Genomic DNA, 25,254 nt, shown 5'->3' with positions numbered 1-25,254 from the left:
TAAAAATGGATAATTTAGAATTTTTAGTTCAAGAGATTACCAATCGCCTTCTAGACCGCCTTAATGGTAGTTCCCATCACATCAAACTGTATCTTATTGGCGATAAGACAGTGAGCGGGTTTTCAGAAGAATACCGTATTGTGCAGGGTATTGATGAGGCAGAGCATATTATTGCAAATGGTTTGCCCTTAGATTCCCTCTTGCGAATTGCTCAGCTTTGTCCCAATAGTTCAGAAGAAACGGAAGTTGTTAATAGTCTATTAGCTGGTAGAAAGGTTCTGGTTTCAAATGAATCTTTTGACCTAGAGTGCTACAGACAGTCAGCCAAGAAGTTGCTTTACCAAGAACTACTTCAGAGAAAATTGAAACTGGAGCAATATGGTGTGCAGTTTTACTCACAGAAAGACTTGCCAGCCTTATTGAAACAAGAACATATTGAGGTTCAATCCACTCATCACACTACTGAGAATAAAGGTTCTAAAAAACCAAAACTCATCACAGAATCTAGGCTGCGTGCCTTAGATTTGGAAGATGATGGAATGTTTCATATTGAAAAGGGAACCATTATAACAGCCTTGGCGCGCGACTATCTAAATCGTCGTAGAATAACAATCATAGAATAAAAGGAGAGAGAGTATGTTTGTTGGAACAGTAAAAGGGAGTCTTTGGGCTACTAGAAAAGATGAGAACTTAAATGGATTGAAGTTTTTAGTGGTCGAGCGCCAACTAAATGAACAACAAACAGATCCATCTTTGGTTGTTGTCGCAGATTGCATCGGTGCTGGGGAAGGTGATCAGGTAATGGTGACTACAGGCAGTGCAGCTAGAGTTAGCTTGAATAGAGAAAATGTTCCTGTTGATATGGTCGTTGTCGCAATTATCGACAAAGTTGAGTACACAGCTGATGCAGAATAAATTCACTAGAAAGTGAGAAGGGGAATTATGAGTATAAATGAAATCATCATCTACATCATGGTCCTATTTATGTTGGTCGGTGCAGTTGATAAATGTATCGGAGGGAAATTAGGACTTAGTGAAAAATTTGAGGAAGGTATCATGGCCATGGGGGCTTTGGCACTTTCGATGGCCGGTATTATGGTTGTTGCACCATTATTAGCGGATATTCTCAAACCAATTATTGTCCCACTATATGGCATGGTTGGAGCAGACCCATCTATTTTTGCTACAACATTCATTGCTAACGATATGGGCGGAGCACCATTAGCTCTTAGTCTAGCTGATGATCCTGTAGTTGGAAACTTTGCTGCCTATGTATTAGGTTCTATGATGGGGCCAACTATCGTATTTACTATCCCAGTTGCCTTGGGAATCATCGAGAAAGATGATCGTCCACTATTGGCTAGAGGTATTTTATACGGCTTAGTGACAGTTCCGGTGGGTTGTTTAGTTGGAGGATTCTTGGTTCCAGGCTTATCTGCAGGAACATTGATGATTAACCTCATTCCAATAGTGATTGTTTCTGCATTGATTTTTGTTGGTCTATTATTAGCACCAAATGGAATGATAAAAGGATTTGAGATTTTTGGTCATATCATTGTAGTGATTGCAACTCTCGGTTTGGCCTTTGGTGCAGCACAGCTATTGACAGGTAATGAATGGTTAAATAGCCTCTATCCGAGTGGAGCTGAAACTCTTATGGAAGCCTTTGGTGTAGTTGGTTCCATTGCAGTGACCTTAGCAGGAGCCTTTGGTTTAGTAGCTATCTTTACAAAGGTTGCCAACAAACCACTCTCAGCAATTGGTAAATCTCTTGGTATGAATGAAGTCGGTGCAGCAGGCCTAGTTGCATCTTTGGCCAACAATATTGCCATGTTCCAAATGATGAAAGACATGGACAAACGAGGTAAGATTATTAACGTTGCCTTTGCTGTATCAGCATCATTTGTTATCGGCGATCACTTGGGCTTCACTGCTGGTCAAAATCCAGATATGATTCTTCCGATGATGGTCGGAAAATTGGTTGGTGGTGTAACAGCAGTCCTACTTGCTTTTGTGCTCACTAAAAAAGAAGCTGAGTAGAGGAGGACTTTATGAGTGACATCAATCGTAGCCAGATAGAAGAACTGGTTAGAAAAATTTTATTAGAAAGTTTTGTAGCTGGAGATGCCTTTAAAAAGTCTAGTTCGACAGGTATCATTTCACTAAGCCTGCCTCATATTGAGGTTAGACCTGAGGATCGTTTAGACACAGGCAATAGCAAGGATGTAGTCTATACCCGTGACCTCCTAACTTTGGAAGAAAGTCCTCGTCTGGGACTTGGCTTAATGACAATGGAAAAAACAACCTTCCCATGGCATCTTGACTATGATGAAGTGGATTATGTCATTGAAGGACAATTGGATATTATCACTGGCAATGAGGTGATGACCGCTGGTCCTGGTGAAATTCTCTTTATTCCTAAGGGAAGTGATATTCAATTTTCTGTCAAAGATAAGGCAAGGTTTATCTATGTAACCTATCCTGCGGATTGGCAAAATCAATAAAAATTTGGCTCTTTGTCAACTGTAGTGGGTAGATGAAAAGCTAACACCTAGAGAGGACGAAGTTCGTTCTCTCTTTCTTTATGTTCAAAGCAATCAAAATACGTTTTTTAAAATTTTCAAAGTTCCTGAAACCAAAGGCATTTCTTTTAATGACTTTGATGAGATTGTTGGTAGCTTCCAGTTTGGCGTTCGAATAAGGCAATTCCATGGCGTTTAAAACCTTTTCTTTATCCTTTAGAAATGTCTTAAATACCGTCTGGAAAATAGGATTAACATTGGCTATTTCCTGTTCGATAAGGTCAAAGAAATGATCTGAGTTTTTCTCTTGGAAATGGAACAAGAGAAGCTGATAGAGTTCATAGTGCTGTCGTAGTTCCTCTGAAAAAGACAGTAGTTTTTCTAGGATTTCCTTGTTAGTCAAGTGCATGCGAAACATAGGGCGATAAAATCGTTTATCGCTGAGTTTACGGCTATCTTGTTGTATCAATTTCCAGTAGCGTTTCAAGGACCGGTATTCCTGCGATTTTCTGTCGAATTGATTCATAATTAGAATACGAACGCGGTTCATAGCACGGCTAAGGTGCTGCACAATGTGAAAGCGGTCCAGAACAATCTTGGTGTTTGGAAATAGCTGTCTAGCCAATTTGTAGTAAGGACTAAACATATCCATGGTAATGACTTTGACTTGATTTCTAACCTTTCTAGGATAGCGTAGAAAGTGGTTTCGGATGGTTGCTTGTGTTCTTCCGTCTAGAATAGTTATGACATTTAGGGAGTTGAAATCTTGAGCGATAAAGCTCATTTTCCCCTTTTTGAAGGCATACTCATCCCAGCTCATCACCTCAGGTAAGGTATTCCAATCTGTTTCAAACTTGAACTCATTAAGCTTTCTCATAACTGATGAGGTTGAGATAGATAGCCTGTGTGCAATATGTGTCATTGCTTGATTTTCGATGAGTAATTGAGCAATCTTCTGGTTAACAGCGACGGAGATTTGGTGGTTCTTCTTGACAAGAGGAGTTTCAGCGACCGCTATTTTTCTGCAATCTTTACACTTGAAGCGACGCTTTCTAAGTCGGATAAGCAAGGGATAACCAGCAGTTTCTAGGTAGGGAATTTTGGAGGGTTTTTGGAAGTCGTATTTTGCCATTTGTCCCTTGCAGGAGGGACATTTAGGGGCTGTATAATCCAAATGACCATGAAGTTCTAAGTGAGTTCCCATATCATATTCATTAGAGATAGTGATATTTTTGTCTTTAATTCTGAGAAGATTTGTGATAAGATTTAGTTGTTCCATATGAGTCTTTCTAATGTGAGTTTGGTTGCTTTTCATTATAGGCCATATGGGACTTTTTTTCTACAATCAAAAAGACTCCATAATATCCATAGAGGATTTACCCACTACAGATATTATAGAGCCAAAAATTTTTAAAACAAAATGTAAGCGTTATCGCAAAAAGCGATATGATTGAAAACAAAAAATAGAGGAAGATTATTATGACAAACAAATGTAATGTTACCGAATTTATTGGTTCAAACCCTATTGGTGATACTATTGGATTGGTGATTGCAAATGTCGATCAACAGGTACTTAGTGCGATGAAGTTGGAAAAATCTTACCGCTCACTTGGTGTGGTAGGTGCTCGTACTGGTGCTGGTCCTCACATTATGGCGGCAGATGAAGCAGTAAAAGCAACCAACACAGAAATTGTAAAAATTGAATTACCTCGTGATACCAAAGGTGGTGCTGGTCATGGTAGCTTGATCATCTTTGGTGGTGACGATGTTTCAGACGTGAAACGGGCAGTAGAAGTAACCCTTGGAGATATCGCCCGTACCTTCGGTGATGTCTATGCCAATGAAGCAGGGCATATCGAATTGCAATATACTGCTCGTGCTAGCCATGCTTGTCAAGCGGCTTTCGGTGCAGAAGTTGGTCGTGCCTTTGGTCTCATTGTAGGTGCACCAGCAGCAATTGGTGTTGTAATGGCTGATACAGCTGTAAAAGCTGCAGATGTTGATGTAATCGGATATGCTTCTCCAGGAAATGGAACAAGTAATTCAAACGAAACCATTCTCTTCATCAGTGGTGATTCTGGTGCTGTTCGTCAAGCTGTGATTTCTGCACGTGAAATCGGTAAAGAATTATTAGGTACGCTTGGTGATACTCCAGTTAACTCTCAACCTTCATACATCTGATAGATAGGGAGAAAGAAATATGAAATCAAAACGTTTTGAGGCATTAAGTAACCGCCCAATCAACCAAGACGGATTTGTAACAGAGTGGGTTGAAGAAGGTCTTATTGCAATGGAAAGCCCCAACGATCCAAAACCAAGTATCAAAATTGTCAATGGTAAAGTGGTTGAATTGGATGGCAAACCAAAAGAAGAATTTGACCTGATTGACCAGTTTATTGCAAACTACGGTATTGATTTGGCCCATGCAGAAGAAGTCGTGAAGATGGACTCGAAAGAAATTGCTAATATGATTTTGACTCCTTCTGTACCTCGTTCTGAAATTGTTAAATTGACCAAGGCTATGACTCCAGCTAAAATTGTTGAAGTCGTGAGCCACATGAACGTAGTTGAAATTATGATGGCTGTTCAAAAAATGCGTACCCGCAAACAAACAGCTACTCAATCACACGTTACCAACGTAAATGATAACCCTGTTCAAATTGCAGCGGATGCGGCAGAAGGTGCCCTTCGTGGATTTGCAGAGCAAGAAACAACAGTTGCGGTTGCTCGCTACGCCCCATTCAACGCCCTAGGGATTATGATTGGTTCTCAAGTTGGTCGTCCAGGCGTATTGACCCAATGTGCCTTGGAAGAAGCAACCGAGCTGGACCTTGGTATGAGAGGATTCACAGCTTACGCTGAAACCATTTCTGTTTATGGTACTGAAGATGTCTTTACAGATGGTGATGATACCCCTTGGTCTAAAGCCTTCTTGGCATCTGCCTATGCTTCTCGTGGTCTGAAGATGCGTTTCACATCAGGTACTGGTGCAGAAGTGCAGATGGGACAAGCAGAAGGCAAATCCATGCTCTATCTTGAAGCTCGTTGCTTGTATATCACAAAAGCAGCTGGTGTACAAGGTACCCAAAACGGTTCTGTATCTTGTATCGGTATTCCTGCGGCCGTTCCAAGTGGTATCCGTGCAGTCATTGCTGAAAACTTGATTGCTACCATGCTTGACTTGGAATGTGCTTCTTCAAATGACCAAACCTTTACTCACTCAGACCTTCGTCGCTCTGTCCGCACCTTGATGCAATTGGCACCAGGTACAGACTTTATTAACTCAGGTTACTCTTCTACACCAAACTACGACAACATGTTTGCTGGCTCTAACTGGGATGCAGAAGACTACGATGATTATAATATCTTGCAACGTGACTTGCGTGTTGATGGTGGTTTGCGTCCAGCTCGCGAAGAGGAAGTTGTTCAAGTTCGCCGTAAAGCAGCCAAAGTTATGCAAGCCCTCTTCAAAGGTCTTGGTTTGCCAGCTATTACAGATGAGGAAGTTGAAGCAGCTACCTACGCCCATGGTTCAAAAGATATGCCAGAGCGTGACAAGGTTGAAGACATCAAGGCAGCTGTTAATCTCTTAGAACGCGGTGTACAAGGCGTAGACCTCATTAAAGCCCTTGCCAATAATGGTTTCCCAGATGTTGCCAATGAGCTTGTAAATCTCTTCAAACAACGTGTTGCTGGAGATTTCTTGCAAACATCTGCTATCTTTGACCGCAATTGGAATGTTATCTCTGCAATCAACTCACCAAATGACTATGTCGGTGTCGGCACAGGTCACCGTCTGGTTGGAGAAGAGTGGGAAAAAGTGAAGAACATTCCAAATGCCATTGATCCACGTGATATTTAGGAGGTAATCATTATGACAACCATCAATGAGGACGTACTACGTTCCATTATTGCAGAAGTAATCAAGGAAGTTGGCCTGACAAATCCTACTCCTGCAACTCAAACTACTACAACTACCAAGAAAGAAGTCCTGCCAGAAAAGGCTGTTGTTCGCACCATTGGCGTTGCCAAACCAAGCCAATCTGTTGATGAAGTGGTTATTGCAGTTGGTCCTGCTTTTGGCACACAACAAACCAAGACCATGGTTGATATCCCTCATACCGAAGTGTTACGACAAGTGATTGCAGGTATTGAAGAAGAAGGCTTGAAAGCGCGTGTTGTCAAGGTTTATCGTTCATCAGACGTTGCCTTTGTGGCAGTAGAAGGCGATCACCTATCTGGTTCAGGTATTTCAATCGGTATTCAGTCTAAAGGAACAACTGTTATTCACCAAAGAGCTTTACCACCATTGAGTAACTTAGAACTCTTCCCACAAGCACCACTGCTGACAGCAGATACCTATCGTTTAATTGGTAAAAATGCTGCTAAATATGCCAAAGGTGAAACACCAAACCCTGTTCCAACCTTGAATGACCAAATGGCTCGTCCTAAGTACCAAGCCTATTCAGCCTTGCTTCATATCAAAGAAACCAAGCTTGTTGAAAAAGGTCGTCCAGCTGATGAAATTGAATTGATTTAAGAAAATCTTCAAGGAGAAATCGAAATGAGTGAATCAGTAGAACTATTAGTAAGAAAAATCTTAGAAGAGATGAATGGACACGACAAACCTGTAACCAGTGGTCTACCAAAAGGTACAGAAGCTACTGCAGCAGACTATCCGATTGCCCAAAAACACCCAGACTGGATTGTTGTTGGTGATAACAAGAAATTTGAAGACATTACTTTGGAAAATATTGTCAATGGTAGTATCACTTCAAAAGACTTGCGGATTAAGCCAGAAATCCTCTTAAAACAAGGTGAAATCGCGCGTAATGCTGGTCGTGAAGCTATCGAATACAATTTCTCACGCGCGGCAGAATTGACCAAGGTACCAGATGAACGTGTATTGGAAATCTATAATGCCCTTCGTCCTTACCGTTCTTCTAAGCAAGAACTATTGGACATCGCAAATGAACTTGAAAATGTTTATGGAGCGAAAATCTGTTCAGGATTTGTCCGTGAAGCAGCAGAACACTATGAACGCCGTAAGAAACTAAAAGGTGATAACTAATCTGAAAATCGAAAGGAGGAAGAAGGAATGAAGTATATTATCGGTATTGACATTGGAAATTCATCAACTGAGTCTGCCTTAGCTCAGCTATACGATAATGGAACCGTCCAGTTTCTGTCCTCTGCGATTGCAGATACAACTGGTATCAAGGGAACAAAAGAAAATGTTCATGGCATATATCAGTCCCTGAAATTACTCTTAGAACCAACCAATCTTAGTATCAAAGATATTTCTTTGATCCGTATCAATGAAGCAACTCCCGTAATTGGAGATGTTGCTATGGAAACCATTACGGAAACTGTCATTACAGAATCTACCATGATTGGCCACAACCCAAGGACACCAGGTGGACTTGGGTTGGGGGTTGGTTATACCGTTGACATCTTGGACTTGATCAATAAGCCAATGACAGATAGCTATATCGTTGTGGCTTCTAAGCAAGTCGATTTCGATGCGGTGGCCCAACTTATCAATGCCTATGTTTCAAGAGGATATAAGATTGTCGGTGCAGTCTTGCAGGCTGATGACGGTGTCTTAGTTAATAATCGCTTAGAGAAAAAGATACCGATTGTAGATGAAATTTCCTATATAGATAAGGTGCCTTTAGGAATGTTGGCGGCGGTTGAGGTTGCAGAAGTTGGTAAAGTCATTTCCCAACTCTCCAATCCTTATGGTATTGCGACGGTCTTTCAGCTTGATGCACAAGATACCAAGCAGGTCGTTCCGATTGCCCGTGCCCTGATTGGAAATCGTTCAGCCGTTGTTATAAAAACACCAAAAGGAGATGTTCAAGCAAGGACAATTCCAGCAGGAACTATCAAGATTATTGGTCAGCAACAGAACACCAGCGTTGATATTTCAAAAGGTGCAGAAGCCATTATGGACCATGTTTCCCGTATTCAACATATCGAAAATGTTCTGGGGGAAGCGGGAACCAATGTGGGTGGTATGCTTGAGAAAGTCCGGCTTACCATGGCAAATTTAACTGAGAAACAACTGGATCAGATTAAGATTCAGGATATTCTGGCAGTGGATACTTTTGCTCCTATCACCGTAAAAGGTGGTCTTGCCGGAGAATTTTCAATGGAGCAGGCCGTTGGAATTGCCTCCATGGTTAACTCTGACAGATTACAGATGTCCCTTATTGCTCAGGAAGTTGAAAAGGAATTGGGTGTACCTGTTGAAATCGGGGGAGCTGAGGCCCACTCAGCTATTCTTGGAGCTTTAACAACACCAGGTACTAGTCAACCAATGGCTATTCTAGACCTTGGGGCTGGTTCCACAGATGCCTCCATTATTAACCAAAAAGGGGACATCCAAGCTGTTCACCTAGCTGGTGCTGGTGATATGGTCACCATGCTCATCAATACGGAGTTAGGTCTTGAAGATAGGCATTTGGCAGAGGATATTAAGAAATACCCCCTTGCCAAGGTAGAAAGTATTTTCCATATTCGCCATGAGGATGGCAGTGTCCAATTCTTTGACAAGCCTCTGAGCGGAGATTTATTTGCCCGAGTAGTCATCGTCAAAGACACTGGAGAATTAGTACCGCTTGACACAGACTATTCTATCGAAAAAATCAAGATTGTTCGCCAGACAGCCAAAGAAAGAGTCTTTGTGACCAACGCCATTCGGGCCTTAAAGACAGTCAGTCCGACGCAGGACATCAGGGACATTCCATTTGTGGTTATAGTAGGTGGTTCAGCCTTAGACTTTGAAGTACCGCAGTTGATAACCGATGCCCTATCTCAGAGCAATATCGTGGCAGGTCGAGGAAATATCCGAGGAACTTCTGGACCAAGAAATGCAGTAGCAACAGGTTTGGTACTTTCATACTGTAAAGAAGAGTGGGGTGATGCTTATGTTCTATCAAGCAACTAAGCCAGTTATTCTAATTTACAAGTTGGGAAAGGTACCTGAAGAAAAGTTGACTCAGTTAGAGCTTGGTATGGAGGAAGAAGGAATTCCATTTTTAAAAGAAACTATAGAGCTTTCTTCGGAAAGTATCGTTTCTCTGGCCCATCAAGCTGCTCAGTCCTCACCACTCTCGGTTGGTTTAGCTATCAATGAAAGAGAAATTGTTCTCCATTATCGAAATTTACAAACGGAACAGTTTTTCTATCGTTTAAGTAACTATCCAAACCAGTCTAATCGTGTCTTAAGGATTTTAGGGACTAATGCAGCTAAACTTGTTAAAGGAACTCCATTGATACAGGATTCTGCCTTGGAAACATCCTTTTAGAAATAGGTAATCGGAGAGAAAAGATGACACAAAATCAAATCGATGAAATCCTGATTCAAAGAATCATTCAAAAATGTCAAGAGCTCTTAGAAAAAAAAGATGATTTACACAGCATAAATCTCTATGACCTAGCTTTTGATATTGTAAATCGTGCCAGAGAAAAAGCACAGGAATTGAAAGTACCTGTTGTGATTACCCTGGTGGATGCAGGTGCTCATGTAATCCTATCCTATCGCATGGAAGATTCCCTTTTGGTTAGCTACGATATGGCCTATAAAAAAGCCTACACAGCTGTTGGCATGAAAATGCAGTCAAAAGACCTAGCTCTATTAACAAAACCCAACCATTGGCTCTTTCAACTAGAAACAATGTCAGAAGGTCAGATTGTTAGTTTAGCAGGTGGAATTCCTATTTATTCCAAGGGACGGATTATCGGAGCAATTGGTATCAGTGGCGGCAACGCTATAGAAGATCAAACAATTGCCGAGTATGCAATTGAAGAAATAAATCTAAAATAATATTAGAAGGAGATTCTCACGATGGAGAAATACATTGGTGAATTTTTAGGCACAATGGTTCTGATAGCCTTTGGTACAGGCTTCGGATCCTCAATTAGTTTAAAACACGCCCTATCCAAAAATATGTCCCCTAGTTTTCTAACTGTAATCTTTGCCTGGGGCTTTGCCGTAATGTGCGGTGTTTATGTTGCTGGTTTCTTTGAAACAGGTGGGCACCTAAATCCCGCAGTCACAATCGCTTTTGCCTTAGGCGGCTTGTTTGATTGGAGTATGGTGGCAGGTTACATCATTGCACAAATTCTCGGCGCCTTTACTGGTGCAGCAATCGTTGTTTTGCATTACTATCCACATTTCCAAGCAACAACAGCTGAGGAAGGGAATTCAGTCGGTATTTTTGCCACTGGTCCAGCTATTCCCAACACAACCTTTAACTTCTTGAGTGAAGTAATCGCGACCTTCTTCTTCATTTTCGTTTTGTTATTGATGAATACTGCAGGTTTTGCAGTAGGTCTTGCTCCTGTTGTAGTTGCTTTCCTAGTTATGGCCATCGGCTTGTCATTCGGTTCAACAACGGGTTATGCCATCAACCCTGCGCGTGATTTCGGTCCTCGTTTGGCCTATGCCCTCTTACCTATTCCAAATAAGGGCGGAGCGAATTGGGGCTATGCTTGGATTCCAATTGTTGCACCAACTGTTGGTGCAACTCTAGCTGTATTCGTATTTAAAGCCTTGGGAATGGGCTAATCCCTCTCTCATTGCAGAATGTGTTTGAAGAAAGGACGAGTAATGAGGAAAATTTTTGCAATCAATGCTGGTAGTTCATCTTTAAAATTTCAATTATTAGCCATGCCTGATGAGGAAATCATCGCTAAAGGTATATTTGAAAGAATTGGAGAACCGGAATCGGCATTTACTTTGGTTTACAAAGGACAAAAGGAGACAGAAAAACTAGTTCTTTCAAGTTATAAAGAGGCAGTAAACTATCTACTAAAAAGATTAGATGAAAAAGGGATTATACAATCCTTAGCAGATATTGCTGGAATTGGGCATCGTGTGGCCCATGGTGGTGATTATTTTAAGGCATCGGCTTTGGTTGACGAAAGTGTCTTGACAAAGATTGATGAATTGTCCTTCTTAGCTCCAAGTCATAATCCAGCAAACTTAGAGGTTATTAAAGCCTTCAAGGAGCTTTTGCCAAATACTCCAAATGTGGCAGTTTTTGATACAGCCTTTCATCAAACCTTAAGCGAGGAATACTACCTTTACCCTCTACCTAGAAAGTATTATGACAAATACCGTTTACGCAAATACGGTTTCCATGGCACCAGCCATAAATACATTTCTTTAATTACCAAGGAAGTATATAGACAGCAAGCTCTTGATACGGATCAGTTGAAGGTCATCAGTTGTCATCTTGGCAATGGAGCAAGTATCTGTGCCATTAAGGGGCAACAATCCATCAATACTTCCATGGGCTTCACTCCTTTAGCAGGGCTGATGATGGGATCCAGAAGTGGTGATATTGACCCAGCCATTCTTCCTTTCCTAATGGAAGAAGAAGGCTTGACCCCTAGTCAAATCACAGCCATTCTGAATAAAGAGTCTGGCCTATTAGCTGTTTCCGAAATTAGTAATGATTTGCGTGATATTGAAGAAGCCTATCATAAAGGCTATTCTCAAGCCATCACAGCAATTGAAATGTTTACCAATCGAATTGCTCATACCATTGCGACCTATATGGTAGATTTAGGTGGAGCAGATGCCATTGTTTTCACAGCAGGAATAGGTGAAAATTCCAGATTGATACGTGAGAAAGTCGCAGAAAAACTTTCTGTTTTCGGTGTGAAACTTGATCATGAAGCAAATGAAAGTAGTAAAAAACTGATTAGTAAAGATGATTCCAGTATCAAGTTATTTGTGCTTCCAACCAATGAAGAACTAATGATTGCAAGAGATACAATGGAATTGATCTCATAAAATTACATATTTCCTCCATTCTAGCCCTAATGAAAGGGCTAGAATTTTTTTGTTTGAATAAAAAATAAAAAAATCGCATAAAAATACAAAATAATTGTTGACAAGTGTATAAAATTACTATATACTAGACATATCTTTTGAAAAGAGGAAGAAAATATGGAGAAAATTACTTTCAAGGTCCGATGATTCATTAGGAAAAATGACATCGTTTCAATAAAGAAGGAAAAAGAGGGTAAAAAATGAAAAAACTATTTACTTTAGCAGCTACCTTGTTAGCTGGATTTACACTAGCAGCTTGTTCTTCAACTAGCTCATCTTCAAGCCAATCAACACTCGAGAAAATTAAAGAAAAAGGAACCTTGGTTGTAGCGACAAGTCCTGACTATGCACCATTTGAATTCCAAACGCTTGTTGATGGCAAAAACGAAGTTGTTGGAGCAGATATTATGCTGGCACAAAAAATTGCGGATGAGCTCGGTGTGAAGTTGGAAGTATCAGCCATGAGCTTTGACAACGTTTTGAACAGTGTCCAATCTGGCAAGGCTGACATTGCAATCGCTGGTCTATCTTACTCTGAAGAACGTGCAAAAGTTTTTGACTTCTCAGAAAGCTATTACCAAATCGCTGACGTTCTACTTGTTAAGAAAGAAAATGCTGAAACCATCTCAAGTGTTGATGCACTTGCAGGAAAATCCTTGGCTGTTCAAAAAGGTTCAACTCAGGAAACATATGCAAAAGAAAATATGGCAGATGCCAAAATTGTTTCATTGACACAAATGGGTGAAGCGGTAAATGAATTGAAAACTGGCAAGGTAGAAGCAGTCTTGATGGATTCTCCAGTTGCGGCAGGTTATGTTTCACAAAATAGTGATCTTGCTATTGCATCAGCACAGTTTCCCACCATTGATGAGAACTCAAAAGTTATCGCCCTTCCAAAAGGAAGCACAGACCTAAAAACTGAGATTGACAAGGTCATCGCAGAAGTGAAAGCAAGTGGCGAATTTGATACCTTCCTTGAAAAAGCAGCAACTTATACAGCTGTTGAATAAGTCAGACAAACAATCATCGGAAACGGTGGTTGTTTTTGCATACAAAAAAGAATGAAGTTTTGAACTCCATTCTTACATGCTCTTATTTTACCCGCTCTAGATAGAAACTTGTCAAGCGTGGAACAGTAATTGTCGCGCCATTTTCATCTGGATAGAGGCTAAATGTTTCCATTGGAATAGCATTAGAAGAGAAGACCAGTTTGTACTCGCTGTCAGCTGGCAAATCCAAGTGGACGTCAAACAATTCTTGATCGTTAAAATTATGAATGGTCAAGATTTCTTGGTCATCACTCATTCGCGTAAAGGCATATAGACTAGCTTCGCTATCAATTTTCACCCACTTAAATCCTTTATCGTAGGCCTGGTAATCATATTTCCAAAATGCATCGTGCTCACGATAGAAAGTAGACAGGGTCTTCATCATTTGGTAGAAAGAATCATGGATTGGATATAGTTTAAGTCCCCAGTCCATTTCAGTGTATTCATGCCATTCACGGATGTGGCCCCATTCATTGCCCATAAAGAGTAATTTCTTACCTGGATGAGCAAAATAGAAGCTGTAGTAAACACGTGCCAAATGAAACTTGTCTTCGTAATCTCCATTCATTTTATCAATGATAGATAGTTTTCCATGAACCACTTCATCATGGGACAATGGCAAGAGAAATTGTTCATTCTGGTTGTAGTACATGCCGAAAGTGATTTCATTTGAATGGTATTTACGATAGACGGACGGACGTTCAACAAATTTCAAGGTATCATTCATCCAGCCCAAATCCCATTTCATATCAAAACCGATACCACCGTCTTCGAGAGGATGGGTTACCTTAGGGAAACTTGAAGAATCTTCTGCAATCATCATAACACCCTTATAGTCGGTGTGAACCATGGCGTTGACACGTTTGATAAAATCAATCGCTCCATGGTTAATCTTGTCATCTTCCGTTTCCCCACGCCAGTAGAGCAGGTAGGACAGGGCATCCACCCGGATTCCGTCAAAATGGAAGTTTTCCAACCAGTATTTGAGATTAGACAGAAGGAAAGAACGCGTCAAGCCCTTACCTAAATCAAAGTTAGCTGTTCCCCACTGGTGATTTTCGCGGTCTTGTTCGTGCGGGTATTCGTAGAGCCAACTACCGTCAAATTGATAGAGGCCATGGGCATCCTTACAAAAATGAAGTGGAACCCAATCCAGAATGACCCCAATTCCAGCCTGGTGACATTGATCAACCAAATACTTGAGTTCATCTGGCTTGCCATAGCGACTGGTAGGGCTGTAATAACCTGTAACCTGGTAGCCCCAAGATGCATCTAGAGGATGCTCAGTGATTGGCAAAAGTTCAATGTGAGTGTAGTTATTTTCCTTGACGTGTTCAATGAGAAGCGGAGCAATTTCCTTATAGTTATAAAAGGCTTCTAGTGGTGCACCACCCTCATTTTTGTTGGCAAACTTCTGTTTCCAGGAACCCAGGTGAACTTCGTAGATAGAAACAGGTTGATCCTTGAAATCGTAATTGACGCGATGGTACATCCAAAGATCGTCTTTAAATTTGTATCGCGGATTGTAGGTTGTAGAAGCAGTGTTGGGACGTTCTTGGCTGAAAAAGGCATAAGGGTCAGCCTTGTAAATTTCCCGACCATCGTGGGTGATAATCACATACTTGTAGTCCTCGAAAGATTTCAAACCTTCAACATAAAGCTGATATACACCGTCAATTTCATGCTGTAAGGGATGGGTTCGTTGCCAGTCATTAAAGTTTCCAACCAAGAAAACTTCTCTAGCATTTGGAGCATAGACACGGAATTGAGTGCCAAGGATTTTATTGCGCTCCTTCACCAAATGAGCACCCATTTTTTCATAAAGAGTGGTATGCTCACCGGAATTCATATAGTATAAATCCAAATCAGTAAATTCTGTCATAGCAATCTCCCTTGTGGAAAAGGAGTGGACGTTGGTCACACTCCTTTCCAGTTTGTTACAAATCTTATCTAGCCACTGATTTCACGGTAGAGCCAGATGTATTTCTCAGCAGAAGCAGTCCAACTGAAATCACGTTCCATAGCCTGTTTGACCATAGCGTACCAGTCTTCTGGACGGTCATAGTAGGTCTGAAGTGCCAAATCATATACTTGACGCATATTGTAGGCATCACGACCACCAAATGTAAAGCCAGTACCTTCTTTGCTGTCAATATGATACGGTGTAACTGTATCGACTAAGCCACCTGTTTCACGCACCAATGGAAGTGTTCCATAGTGCATAGAGATCAACTGGCTGATACCACATGGTTCAAACATAGATGGCATGAGGAAGAGGTCACTTGCTGCATAAATTTGGTGGGCAAGCGGTTCATTGTAGCCACGGTAGAAGGCAAATTTTTCAGGATAGGCATGTTTGAAATGGTTAAAGGCATTTTCAACATCCGCTTCACCATTCCCCAAGATAACAAATTGGACATGGGCTTGAAGAAGATGGCTGAGCACCTCAGTTAAGAGATAGAATCCTTTTTGCCAGGTCAAACGAGAAACGATACCAATCATCAGGACATGTTCATCCTGTGGGAGGCCAAACTGCGCTTGTAAAGCCAATTTATTGGCTTTCTTATCAGCGATCGTTTCTAGTCCATAGTTTTTCACAAGATAGTGGTCTGTTTGACTGTCCCAGCTATCGTAATCGATACCATTGACAATACCGACCAAGTCATGCTTGCGAAGTTCGAGGACGTGTTGCATATTTTCACCGAATTCTTCGGTCAAAATTTCACGCGCATAGGTATCTGAAACGGTTGTTACCTTGTCAGCATACAAGATACCCAATTTCATAAAGGAAATGCACTCGTCATGGAAACGAGCAATTCCATCTAAGTAGTAGCTATAGTCCATGCCAAGAGCAGACCAAAGGGCTTGCTTATGGAAAATGCCTTGGAAAGCTAGATTATGGATGGTGAAGACATGCTTGATAGCACGGAATTCCTCACGGTAGCTGTAGAAAGTACGGCAGAGGAATGGAAGTGCAGCAGTATGCCAGTCATGTGTGTGAATGACGTCTGGGAAGTAGTTGAGTGCCTCTAATAGACGACAGGTAGCGTGTTGGAAATAACCAAAGCGCATAGCATCATCGTCATAGCCATACAGTTCATCACGTTCAAAGAAGTCACGGTGTTCAATGAAATAGAAGGTAACACCATCGATTACTTGACTGTAAACATTAGCCATGGACTGAATGTCGCCTGCACGAACATCAAAACTAGACACATAGTCAAAATCAGCATGGTTATTGATAGCAATTTTCTTATAGAGTGGTAGAACCACACGGACATCCAACCCCTGTTTTACCAATTCTTTTGGCAAGGATCCGATAACATCGGCCAAACCACCAGTCTTGATGAATGGAAGTCCTTCAGATGCAACAAAGAGAACAGATTTTCTTGTCATGATTTCTCCTAGATGATTTGATGTGCTTTGATGTAGGCTGGATTTGCTTCACTGCCCTTAATATCTGTAGAATGAACAATCTTTGTCGACTTGTCAATGATGGCATTTTCAATGGTAGTACCGTTCTTGATAGTTACACCATTGAGAATGATAGAGTTTTTAACGACAACTCCTTCTTCAATAATCACATCACGGTCAATGACGGAGTTTTCTACCTGACCATTGATGTTGGCACCATTGGCAATTAAACTACGTTTGACTTCTGCCAGTGGACCATAGAGAGTAGGTGAAGAATCGCTTGTTTGCGTATGAATTGGCCAATCATTCTTGAAAAGAAGTTTACGAGTATCACGGTCAATCAAATCAATCTGTGTCTTAAAGAAAGATTCCACATTGTTGATACAAGCTACAAAGTCACGGTGTGCATAGCCCATGATTTTGTATTGATCCACTGTATCACGAAGAATGTCTTTCAACCAATAGAGTGATGAAACCTTGTTGGCACGTTTGATCAACTCGATAAAAGTTGTGCGTTTCATGATGTAAGCTTCTAATGAAACAGGACGGTTTTTATACTTGCCGTGGTTTTCTTCAAAAGCAACGACACGTTTGTTATCGTCAAACTTCAGGGTTTGGCAACCGATGAAGTTTTCTTTTGCATCGGTGATATTCTTGTAGAGAACTGTAATATCCGCCCCTGTTTTCTCATGCTCTTCCATGACGTTGGTAAAATCTTGGCTGTAGATGAAGTAAGAAGGTGCAATCAACACATATTCTTTGGTTGAATTTTCAATGAAATGAAGGTTGTCAGAAAAGGCATTGATATCATGTTGATAAACAGAGTTTGGATCGGTCACGCTGTTGAGCAAACGAAGAGAGCCACGTTTACTGTTGATGTTGTAGTGTTTACCTGTACCAACGTGCTGGATAGTTGAGCGCATACGAACAGGCATATAAACTTGGAACTCTGTAATACCTGAGTTTGACATATTTGATAGAACGAAGTCAATTAGTCGATAGCGTCCCAAAAAACCAAAGGCTTGTACGCCACGATGTTCCATTACGTCACCAAAGTGTACATTGTTTCCTTCAATATTTACAATTCCTAGAGTATTTCTTAACATAGCAATCCTTTCTTACTTGGTTACATTCTTATCAATCAAGAGGATATTATCAGCGTCACCAGAGAGTTTGGTTCCATCCGCAATCTTAATGTTTTCAGCAACGATGACATAGTCTAGCTCAACTCCCTCACCGATGACAGCACCAGGAAGAAGGACGGAATTTTTAACGACAGCTTCTTTGCTTACTTGAACATCAGTCGAAATGACAGAGTGCTCTACATAACCATCGATGACAGCACCTTTATCAATGTAGGCTGACTTAACAGTTGCGGTAGCACCGATTACTTGAGCTGGAGAGCCCTTGTCTTCTGAGTAAATTCTCCATGAACGGTCTGAAAGATCCAAGTCACCTGCGTGGTCAATCAAGTCCATATTTGATTCCCAAAGGCTGTTCACAGTACCAACGTCCTTCCAGTAGCCACGGAATGGATGGGCGATAAGGGTACGACCGTCTTCCAAGTATTTAGGGATGATGTCATGACCAAAGTCGTGTGAAGATGTTTCAGATTTATCATCCTCTTGGAGATACTTTTTCAAGGTCTTCCAAGTGAAGATATAGATACCCATGGATGCCAAGTTGCTCTTAGGATTTGCAGGTTTTTCTTCGAATTCTTCGATACGATAGTCTTCGTCGGTGTTCATGATACCAAAGCGAGAAGCCTCTTTGATTGGCACTTCGATAACAGCGATGGTTGCATCTGCTTTTTTCTGAATGTGGGTATCAAGGAGCTTGTCGTAGTTCATCTTGTAGATGTGGTCACCTGACAAGATCAAGACATATTCAGGATCGTTCAAATCAATGAAATCGATGTTTTGGGTAATTGCATCCGCAGTACCTTTGTACAAACCAAAGCCTTCAATCTTCTCACTTGGAGGAAGGACAAAGACACCAGAACCTTGCACATCCAAGCCCCAACGTTGTGATTGAGCAACGTAAGAGTTCAAGAGGACAGGTTCGTACTGGGTTAAAACTCCGACAATATCGATACCTGAGTTGGCACAGTTACTGAGAGGGAAATCGATAATACGATATTTTCCTCCAAATGCGACCGCTGGTTTAGCGACTTTCTTGGTCAAACCTTCTAGACGTGTTCCACGTCCACCAGCAAGAATCATAGCTAACATTTTATTTTGAGCCATCTAACCACTCCTTAATATATATTATAAGCAAATTATAACATAGATATAAAAAAAATGAAAGCGTTTCCTTAAAGAAAAGAGAAAAACTTTCAAATTTCTTTCTGGATACTTTCATAAGATTATTATAACATATTGTTTTTTGTATGTCTATATATGATTGTAATTATTTTTTATCAAATTTTACTTCTTCCAGAAGGTGGTTGATAAATTTTTCGCCCATGTCTGATAGCATAGCTTTTTCATGCTGGATATAGACCAATTCGATTTCATCATCAAATTCTAAAGGAATTGAAACAATGTTATCTCCATTGAGATTAGAATTGAGGATACCGGTTGCAATGGTATAGCCATCTAGACCAATCAGTAGATTAAAAAGGGTAGCACGGTCAGAAACGACAATCGATTTCTTGTGGTGCTCTTGTGCTAATATTTCTTCAGCAAAATAGAAGGAGTTGTGGATACCTTGCTCGTAGCTAAGATAAGGGAAATCAGATAATTCGTCCAAAGTTATCGATTTCTTCTGTGCCAGTGGATTTGTCTTGCTGACAAAAACGTGGGGCTTGGCAGTAAAAAGATGGGTATAGGATAAGCGATTGTCGTCCAAGAGTTTTAGCAAAACATCTCGGTTGAAATGGTTGAGGAAAAGCACGCCTATCTCTGAACGGAAGTTTTTGACGTCATCGATGATTTCCCAGGTCCGCGTTTCCCTTAGAAAGAGTTCATAATCTTCCAAGTCCGTATCTTTTAAGAGGGAAACGAAAGCATTGACAACAAAAGCATAGTGTTGGGAAGATACGCTGAAGAGTTGGCGTTTAGCATTTGGATTTTTGTAACGATCCTCAAGGAGTTCAGTCTGTTCAACGATCTGGCGGGCGTAGGAAAGAAATTCAATACCATCCTTGGTCAAGGTAATCCCCTTGGAATTGCGGAAGAAAATCTTGATGCTAAGTTCCTTTTCCAAGTCGCGTACGGCATTGGAAAGACTGGGCTGGGTGATGAAGAGTTGTTTGGCAGCCTCATTCATACTGCCGGTTTCTGCGATTTTGATAATATAGTATAATTGTTGAATTCTCATACCTCTATTGTATCATGATTTGACAAATAATTCTAAAAAATGTATAATGCTGAAAATATATCCTTTAACTGAGTCCAGAGAGGCGAAGAAGGGAACGTGATAAATAGGGCAGATACTGCCTTCTTTTCGTGTAACCTTGCTAGCCAGCAAGGTTTTTCTCTTATATCGACTTTCTTGTTTTCTGCATTTGCATAGAATAGGAGAAAAGATGATTTTAAAAGAACAAATGTTGCTTGTTGAACAAGTCCAACTTGCCCCACGTATTTTTGCTATGACCTTACAGGGTGAGATGGTTCAGGATATGAAGATGGGGCAATTTATCCATATTCGTGTTCCTGATGATTCCATGCTTTTGAGAAGACCAATTTCTATTTCCGAGATTGATAAGGTCAACTCTCAATGCAGGCTCATTTATCGAGTGGAAGGTCAAGGGACGGAAGTCTTTTCTAAGATGACTGTCGGACAACATTTAGATGTCATGGGACCGCTTGGGAAAGGGTTTGAAGTGGACTTTCTTACAGCAGGTGACAATATTCTCATTATTGGAGGGGGCATCGGTGTTCCTCCCTTGGTCGAGGTGGCCAAACAGGCTGCGCTCCGTGGTGTTAATGTCACGTCAGTCATTGGCTTTGCCACACAAGAGGCAGTCATTTTGGAAGAAGAATTGGCGTCTTATGGACAGGTCTTCGTCACAACGGATGATGGTTCCTACGGGCGTAAGGGGAATGTCGCAACAGTTGTCGAACAGCTGACAAACGACTTTGCAGCCATTTATTCCTGTGGAGCACCTGCTATGATGAACTATGTTGATCAACGCTTTCAGGATCATCCTCATGCCTACATCTCCCTTGAGGCGCGCATGGCTTGCGGAATGGGGGCTTGCTATGCCTGTGTTGTCAAACCAAAGCAGGGACAAGAATATGAGAATAAGCGTGTCTGCAAAGAAGGTCCTGTCTTTGCAACTGGCAGTCTGATGTTATAGGAGGGTAAGATGAAAGAACGATTAGCCATATCCTTGCCAGGCTTGGACTTGAAAAATCCCATCATTCCAGCCTCAGGTTGTTTCGGTTTTGGTCAGGAGTATGCGGGCTACTATGACCTCAACCAGCTTGGCTCCATTATGATTAAGGCTACTACTCGGTATCCTCGTTATGGCAATGCGACTCCCCGTGTGGCCGAGACACCGGCAGGTATGCTCAATGCCATTGGACTTCAAAATCCAGGTGTTGAGGCGGTCTTATCCGAAAAATTACCTTGGCTAGCGCAGCATTTTCCAGACTTGCCAATTATTGCCAATGTGGCAGGTTTTTCCAATGAAGAATATGCCTATGTGTCAGGGAACATTTCAAAAGCTCCAAATGTAAAAGCCATCGAACTCAATATTTCCTGTCCCAACGTGGATCATGGCAACAATGGATTGCTGATTGGTCAGGTGCCAGAATTGGCCTACGATGCTGTAAAGGCTGCGGTAGAAGCTTCCTCTGTGCCTGTCTATGTCAAATTAACACCGAGCGTGGCGGATATTACCCTCTTGGCTAAGGCTGCTGAGGATGCTGGAGCCAGCGGTTTGACCATGATTAACACCTTGGTTGGTATGCGTTTCAATCTTAAAAATCGCCAGCCAATCTTGGCAAATGGGACAGGAGGTATGTCAGGTCCAGCGGTCTTTCCAGTAGCCCTAAAGCTTATTCGTCAGGTGGCACAGATGACCAAGCTTCCAATCATTGGCATGGGGGGTGTGGATTCAGCAGATAAAGCACTTGAAATGATGATTGCCGGTGCTTCAGCCATTGGGGTTGGAACAGCCAACTTTACAGACCCATTTGCCTGTCCAACCATTATCAAGGATTTACCAAAACGTATGGATGTTTATGGGATTGACACCTTAGAAAATTTACGCCAAGAAGTTAGAGAAAGCTTGGGTAAGCGTTGACAAAAATAAAATAAAAGAGTATGATTATACTCAATAAAAATCAAAAATCAGACTAGCTCCAACAGTCTGGGAATAGACTGTTGGAGGTCGGAAATTAGACGAACTTGGTTCGTGACCGTAAGATGCAGATAGAACACTGTTCCTTATTATATTTCAAGGGAACAGGCTGAAAAGATCCACTGGACCTTTTCACTCATCAAATCAAGTCAACAACGTCTGAGTTTGATTTTTGACGAGTATAAGAAGTAACATCGTCCTTTAACCACGTCCAGAGAGGCTGAAAAGGTAGCATAATATAGCTTGAAAGTTGATTTTCAGGCTGATTTCGTCTACCTCCCTGTCCAGTCTGGCAGGGTTTTTGTGTCGATTTGGAAAGGAATTATATGAAAGAGAAACGTCCAATTATCGCCTTAGACTTTGCGAGTAAAGGGGAAGTTCAGTCCTTCCTGGAACAATTCCCAGCCCATGAAAAACTGTATGTGAAAGTGGGAATGGAACTCTACTATGCGGAAGGTCCGAGTATTATTTCTTATTTAAAAGACTGCGGTCACAGCATTTTCCTTGACCTAAAATTGCACGACATTCCCAATACAGTCGAATCTGCCATGCGGGTTCTGGCAAACCTAGGTGTGGATATGACTAACGTCCATGCGGCTGGTGGAGTTGAGATGATGAAGGCTGCCCGCAGAGGATTGGGGGCGGATGCTGTCTTAATCGCAGTCACTCAGCTGACTTCTACTTCCGAAGAGCAAATGCGAAGCGACCAGAATATCCAGACTAGTTTGCAGGATGCGGTTGTTCACTATGCTCAAAAGGCGACACAAGCTGGTCTTGACGGAGTCGTTTGTTCTGCCCATGAAGTGGCGTTGATTAAAGGGGCGACCAGTTCTGACTTTGTTTGTCTGACACCCGGAATTCGTCCAGCAGGTGGTGAGGTCGGCGATCAAAAACGAGTTATGACACCGGTTGAGGCAGCCAGAATTGGAAGTGACTATATCGTGGTTGGTCGTCCCATTACAAGAGCCGACCATCCTTACCAGGCCTACTTGGCTATAAAAGAGGAGTGGAATCGTGGATAAGGTTTATCAGGTTCTAATCGATAGACCTATCGGGTATATTGATAAATTTGGCAACCAGTATCCAATCAATTACGGCTATGTTCCAAATCTATTGGCTGGAGATGGTGAAGAGCAAGATGTTTACATCATTTCCAAAGTTGTTCGGCAGCCCTTGACATCTTTCGAGGGGAAATTGGTCGCGATTATACATCGCAGAGATGATGTTGAGGATAAATGGGTTCTGACAGGTCTTGATGAAAAACTTACCGTGACAGAAATAAAAGAGAAAACCAATTTCATTGAACAGTATTTTGATTCATGGATTGAAATGGTGGACTAGAGGTTTTGAATTTTAAAGCAACATTTTAGGAATAGCTTGACTATCCGGCGGGATGGTCTTGCTCATCAGTACGCGTTTAAACATATTAGGAGGTCTATTATGACACTAGCAACAGAAATCGCATCACACTTGTTGGACATTAAGGCAGTTCACCTGCGTCCAGAAAAGCCATTTACATGGGCATCAGGTATTAAATCTCCGATTTATACAGACAACCGCATTACCCTGTCTTATCCTGAAACACGGAACTTGATTGAAGATGGCTTTGTTCAGCGTATCGAAGAAGAATTTCCAGAAGTCGAAGTTATTGCAGGTACTGCGACAGCAGGTATCCCACACGGAGCTATCATTGCTGACCGTATGAATTTGCCCTTTGCCTATATTCGTAGCAAACCAAAAGAACATGGGGTTGGTAATCAGTTGGAAGGTCGCATTTTCAAGGGACAAAAAATGGTGGTCATCGAAGATTTGATTTCAACAGGTGGTTCTGTATTGGATGCTGTTGCAGCGGCAGAGCGTGAAGGTGCAGACGTTATCGGTGTGGTGGCCATTTTCACTTACGAATTGCCAAAAGCAGAGCGTAATTTTGACAATGCTGGCGTCAAATTGGTAACGCTCAGCAATTATTCAGAACTCATCAAGGTCGCAAAAGTACAGGGCTATATCAATGCTGATGGCTTGACCTTGCTCAAGAAGTTTCGCCAAAACCAAGAAACGTGGTTAGAAGATTAAGTAGTCATGTTCAAACGCACGATTTCTGGGAACTTATCTTCTAAAATGGTATAATGGAACCTACAGTATGTTTGACATACAATTTTTGACCGTATGAGGAGAAATACATGATTTCAGTTATCGTGCCTTGTTTTAATGAAGAAGAGGCAATTCCCTATTTTTACGAGGCTATGGAAAAGGTTTGTAAGGAAATGGGGGAAAATTTTGAATATATTTTTGTTAATGATGGTTCCAAGGATGGCACCTTAAAAGTCTTGCGTCACTTGTCTGGTCGAGATCAAACTGTTCGCTACCTTTCGTTTTCAAGAAATTTTGGTAAAGAAGCAGCCCTTTATGCTGGCTTGCAGGCAGCTCAAGGTGACTTGGTTACTGTTATGGATGTCGATTTACAGGATCCACCTGAGATGTTGATAGAAATGAAGGCTATGCTTGAAGCCAATGCAGATTTAGACTGTGTAGGAACCCGTCGTGTTAGTCGTGAGGGTGAACCTCCTATTCGTAGTTTTTTTGCTAAATTATTCTATAAATTGATGAATAAGATTAGCCAAGTTGAAGTAGTTGACGGTGCGCGTGATTTCCGACTTATGCGTCGTCACATGGTCGATGCCATTCTCTCTGTGTCTGAATACAATCGTTTTTCAAAAGGTATTTTTGCCTGGGTTGGTTTTGAAACGGAATATCTGCCCTACAAAAATGTTGAGCGAGTGGCTGGTGAAACCAGTTGGTCATTCTGGAAGTTGCTTTCCTACTCGATTGAAGGGATAATCAACTTTTCAGATACACCGCTTAATATTGCTTCCTATACAGGATTTTTCACCTTCTTGTTGTCCTTGGTCTTGATGGTGATTGTAGTGGTTAAAACCTTGGTATTTGGTGATCCAACAATCGGTTGGCCATCAACTATCTGTATCATCCTATTTTTAGGTGGTTTGCAGTTGATGACTATCGGTATTCTTGGTAAATATTTGGCCAAAGTCTTCTTAGAAACCAAGAAACGCCCTGTTTATATTGTCAAAGAAAAAAGTTCAAACTAGGAGT

The 25,254-nt window shown here is 41.4% G+C and carries 26 protein-coding genes; 20 read left to right on the top strand and 6 right to left on the bottom strand.

Features of this window, described 5'->3' with window-relative positions; genetic code table 11:
* Positions 1-5 precede the first annotated feature (5 nt).
* From PW252_RS06555 to PW252_RS06540, 4 genes are read left to right on the top strand one after another with little or no spacing between them, the layout of a single operon-like run.
* Positions 6-623 (top strand): ethanolamine utilization protein, encoded by a 618-nt coding sequence (locus tag PW252_RS06555; RefSeq protein ID WP_248050850.1) that lies wholly within the window; start codon positions 6-8, stop codon positions 621-623.
* A 13-nt stretch (positions 624-636) separates the two neighbouring features.
* Positions 637-915: a EutN/CcmL family microcompartment protein gene (locus PW252_RS06550; protein WP_024380885.1), complete on the top strand. Its 279-nt coding sequence runs from the start codon at positions 637-639 to the stop codon at positions 913-915.
* A 27-nt stretch (positions 916-942) separates the two neighbouring features.
* On the top strand, positions 943-2,040 hold the full coding sequence (locus tag PW252_RS06545; protein WP_248050849.1) for an ethanolamine utilization protein EutH: 1,098 nt from the start codon (positions 943-945) through the stop codon (positions 2,038-2,040).
* Positions 2,041-2,051: 11 nt separating this feature from the next.
* Positions 2,052-2,504: a cupin domain-containing protein gene (locus PW252_RS06540; protein WP_172082457.1), complete on the top strand. Its 453-nt coding sequence runs from the start codon at positions 2,052-2,054 to the stop codon at positions 2,502-2,504.
* A gap of 40 nt (positions 2,505-2,544) precedes the next feature.
* On the opposite strand, the gene PW252_RS06535 is transcribed toward PW252_RS06540, so the two are convergent.
* Positions 2,545-3,801 (bottom strand): ISL3 family transposase, encoded by a 1,257-nt coding sequence (locus PW252_RS06535; protein ID WP_316716633.1) that lies wholly within the window; start codon positions 3,799-3,801, stop codon positions 2,545-2,547.
* Positions 3,802-4,001: 200 nt separating this feature from the next.
* Between PW252_RS06535 and pduB the strand changes: the two genes are divergently transcribed.
* The 10 genes from pduB to PW252_RS06485 all read left to right on the top strand — a co-directional run bounded on the left by pduB (position 4,002) and on the right by PW252_RS06485 (position 13,379).
* Positions 4,002-4,703 (top strand): propanediol utilization microcompartment protein PduB, encoded by a 702-nt coding sequence (gene pduB, locus PW252_RS06530; protein WP_248049912.1) that lies wholly within the window; start codon positions 4,002-4,004, stop codon positions 4,701-4,703.
* A gap of 19 nt (positions 4,704-4,722) precedes the next feature.
* Entirely contained in the window at positions 4,723-6,384 is a 1,662-nt protein-coding gene (locus PW252_RS06525; RefSeq protein ID WP_024380881.1) for a propanediol/glycerol family dehydratase large subunit, read from the top strand.
* Positions 6,385-6,396: 12 nt separating this feature from the next.
* Positions 6,397-7,062 (top strand): propanediol/glycerol family dehydratase medium subunit, encoded by a 666-nt coding sequence (locus tag PW252_RS06520; protein WP_248049917.1) that lies wholly within the window; start codon positions 6,397-6,399, stop codon positions 7,060-7,062.
* A gap of 69 nt (positions 7,063-7,131) precedes the next feature.
* Entirely contained in the window at positions 7,132-7,593 is a 462-nt protein-coding gene (locus PW252_RS06515; protein ID WP_392339006.1) for a diol dehydratase small subunit, read from the top strand.
* A 27-nt stretch (positions 7,594-7,620) separates the two neighbouring features.
* On the top strand, positions 7,621-9,474 hold the full coding sequence (locus PW252_RS06510) for a diol dehydratase reactivase subunit alpha (protein WP_024380878.1): 1,854 nt from the start codon (positions 7,621-7,623) through the stop codon (positions 9,472-9,474).
* Complete coding sequence (locus PW252_RS06505) at positions 9,455-9,835, top strand: glycerol dehydratase reactivase beta/small subunit family protein (protein WP_248049919.1); 381 nt, start codon at positions 9,455-9,457, stop codon at positions 9,833-9,835. Before PW252_RS06510 ends, PW252_RS06505 begins: the two co-directional genes overlap by 20 nt.
* 23 nt (positions 9,836-9,858) lie before the next feature.
* A complete protein-coding gene (locus tag PW252_RS06500) occupies positions 9,859-10,353 on the top strand; it encodes a GlcG/HbpS family heme-binding protein (protein ID WP_248049921.1) in 495 nt (164 codons plus the stop codon).
* 21 nt (positions 10,354-10,374) lie between these two features.
* Complete coding sequence (locus PW252_RS06495) at positions 10,375-11,097, top strand: MIP/aquaporin family protein (protein ID WP_024380875.1); 723 nt, start codon at positions 10,375-10,377, stop codon at positions 11,095-11,097.
* 42 nt (positions 11,098-11,139) lie between these two features.
* A complete protein-coding gene (locus tag PW252_RS06490) occupies positions 11,140-12,330 on the top strand; it encodes an acetate/propionate family kinase (RefSeq protein ID WP_248049922.1) in 1,191 nt (396 codons plus the stop codon).
* A 239-nt stretch (positions 12,331-12,569) separates the two neighbouring features.
* Positions 12,570-13,379 (top strand): transporter substrate-binding domain-containing protein, encoded by an 810-nt coding sequence (locus tag PW252_RS06485; protein ID WP_248049923.1) that lies wholly within the window; start codon positions 12,570-12,572, stop codon positions 13,377-13,379.
* An 82-nt stretch (positions 13,380-13,461) separates the two neighbouring features.
* Here the strand turns inward: PW252_RS06485 and glgB are convergent, their stop codons facing one another.
* The 5 genes from glgB to PW252_RS06460 all read right to left on the bottom strand — a co-directional run bounded on the left by glgB (position 13,462) and on the right by PW252_RS06460 (position 20,153).
* Positions 13,462-15,300 carry a 1,4-alpha-glucan branching protein GlgB gene (gene glgB / locus PW252_RS06480; RefSeq protein WP_248049924.1) on the bottom strand — a complete coding sequence of 613 codons (1,839 nt, stop codon included), beginning with the start codon at positions 15,298-15,300 and terminating at the stop codon, positions 13,462-13,464.
* 68 nt (positions 15,301-15,368) lie between these two features.
* Positions 15,369-16,814 (bottom strand): glycogen synthase, encoded by a 1,446-nt coding sequence (locus tag PW252_RS06475; protein ID WP_248049926.1) that lies wholly within the window; start codon positions 16,812-16,814, stop codon positions 15,369-15,371.
* Positions 16,815-16,822: 8 nt separating this feature from the next.
* Positions 16,823-17,938 (bottom strand): glucose-1-phosphate adenylyltransferase subunit GlgD, encoded by a 1,116-nt coding sequence (gene glgD, locus PW252_RS06470; protein ID WP_248044572.1) that lies wholly within the window; start codon positions 17,936-17,938, stop codon positions 16,823-16,825.
* 12 nt (positions 17,939-17,950) lie between these two features.
* Positions 17,951-19,078: a glucose-1-phosphate adenylyltransferase gene (locus tag PW252_RS06465; RefSeq protein WP_248044571.1), complete on the bottom strand. Its 1,128-nt coding sequence runs from the start codon at positions 19,076-19,078 to the stop codon at positions 17,951-17,953.
* 163 nt (positions 19,079-19,241) lie between these two features.
* Positions 19,242-20,153 (bottom strand): LysR family transcriptional regulator, encoded by a 912-nt coding sequence (locus tag PW252_RS06460; protein WP_248049930.1) that lies wholly within the window; start codon positions 20,151-20,153, stop codon positions 19,242-19,244.
* Positions 20,154-20,361: 208 nt separating this feature from the next.
* Here PW252_RS06460 and PW252_RS06455 point away from each other — a divergent pair, with 208 nt between their 5' ends.
* The 6 genes from PW252_RS06455 (at position 20,362) to PW252_RS06430 (ending at position 25,250) form a co-directional block, all read left to right on the top strand.
* A complete protein-coding gene (locus PW252_RS06455) occupies positions 20,362-21,135 on the top strand; it encodes a dihydroorotate dehydrogenase electron transfer subunit (protein WP_248049932.1) in 774 nt (257 codons plus the stop codon).
* A 9-nt stretch (positions 21,136-21,144) separates the two neighbouring features.
* Positions 21,145-22,086, top strand: a complete 942-nt coding sequence (locus PW252_RS06450; protein WP_248049934.1) for a dihydroorotate dehydrogenase — start codon at positions 21,145-21,147, stop codon at positions 22,084-22,086.
* A 383-nt stretch (positions 22,087-22,469) separates the two neighbouring features.
* Positions 22,470-23,165: an orotidine-5'-phosphate decarboxylase gene (pyrF, locus tag PW252_RS06445; protein ID WP_248049936.1), complete on the top strand. Its 696-nt coding sequence runs from the start codon at positions 22,470-22,472 to the stop codon at positions 23,163-23,165.
* Positions 23,158-23,484 (top strand): inorganic diphosphatase, encoded by a 327-nt coding sequence (locus tag PW252_RS06440; protein WP_172049986.1) that lies wholly within the window; start codon positions 23,158-23,160, stop codon positions 23,482-23,484. The genes pyrF and PW252_RS06440 overlap by 8 nt, the downstream gene beginning before the upstream one ends.
* Before the next feature lie 99 nt (positions 23,485-23,583).
* Positions 23,584-24,216: an orotate phosphoribosyltransferase gene (gene pyrE / locus PW252_RS06435; RefSeq protein ID WP_248049938.1), complete on the top strand. Its 633-nt coding sequence runs from the start codon at positions 23,584-23,586 to the stop codon at positions 24,214-24,216.
* 107 nt (positions 24,217-24,323) lie between these two features.
* Positions 24,324-25,250, top strand: a complete 927-nt coding sequence (locus PW252_RS06430; protein ID WP_248049940.1) for a glycosyltransferase family 2 protein — start codon at positions 24,324-24,326, stop codon at positions 25,248-25,250.
* The last annotated feature ends 4 nt before the right edge of the window (positions 25,251-25,254 follow it).

Origin of the sequence: Streptococcus sp. 29887 (assembly GCF_032595075.1) — a bacterium.
Classification (GTDB): Bacteria; Bacillota; Bacilli; order Lactobacillales; family Streptococcaceae; genus Streptococcus; species Streptococcus iners.
The sequence above is the reverse complement of the archived record's forward strand: the minus strand, read 5'-3'. Positions and strand labels throughout refer to the sequence as shown.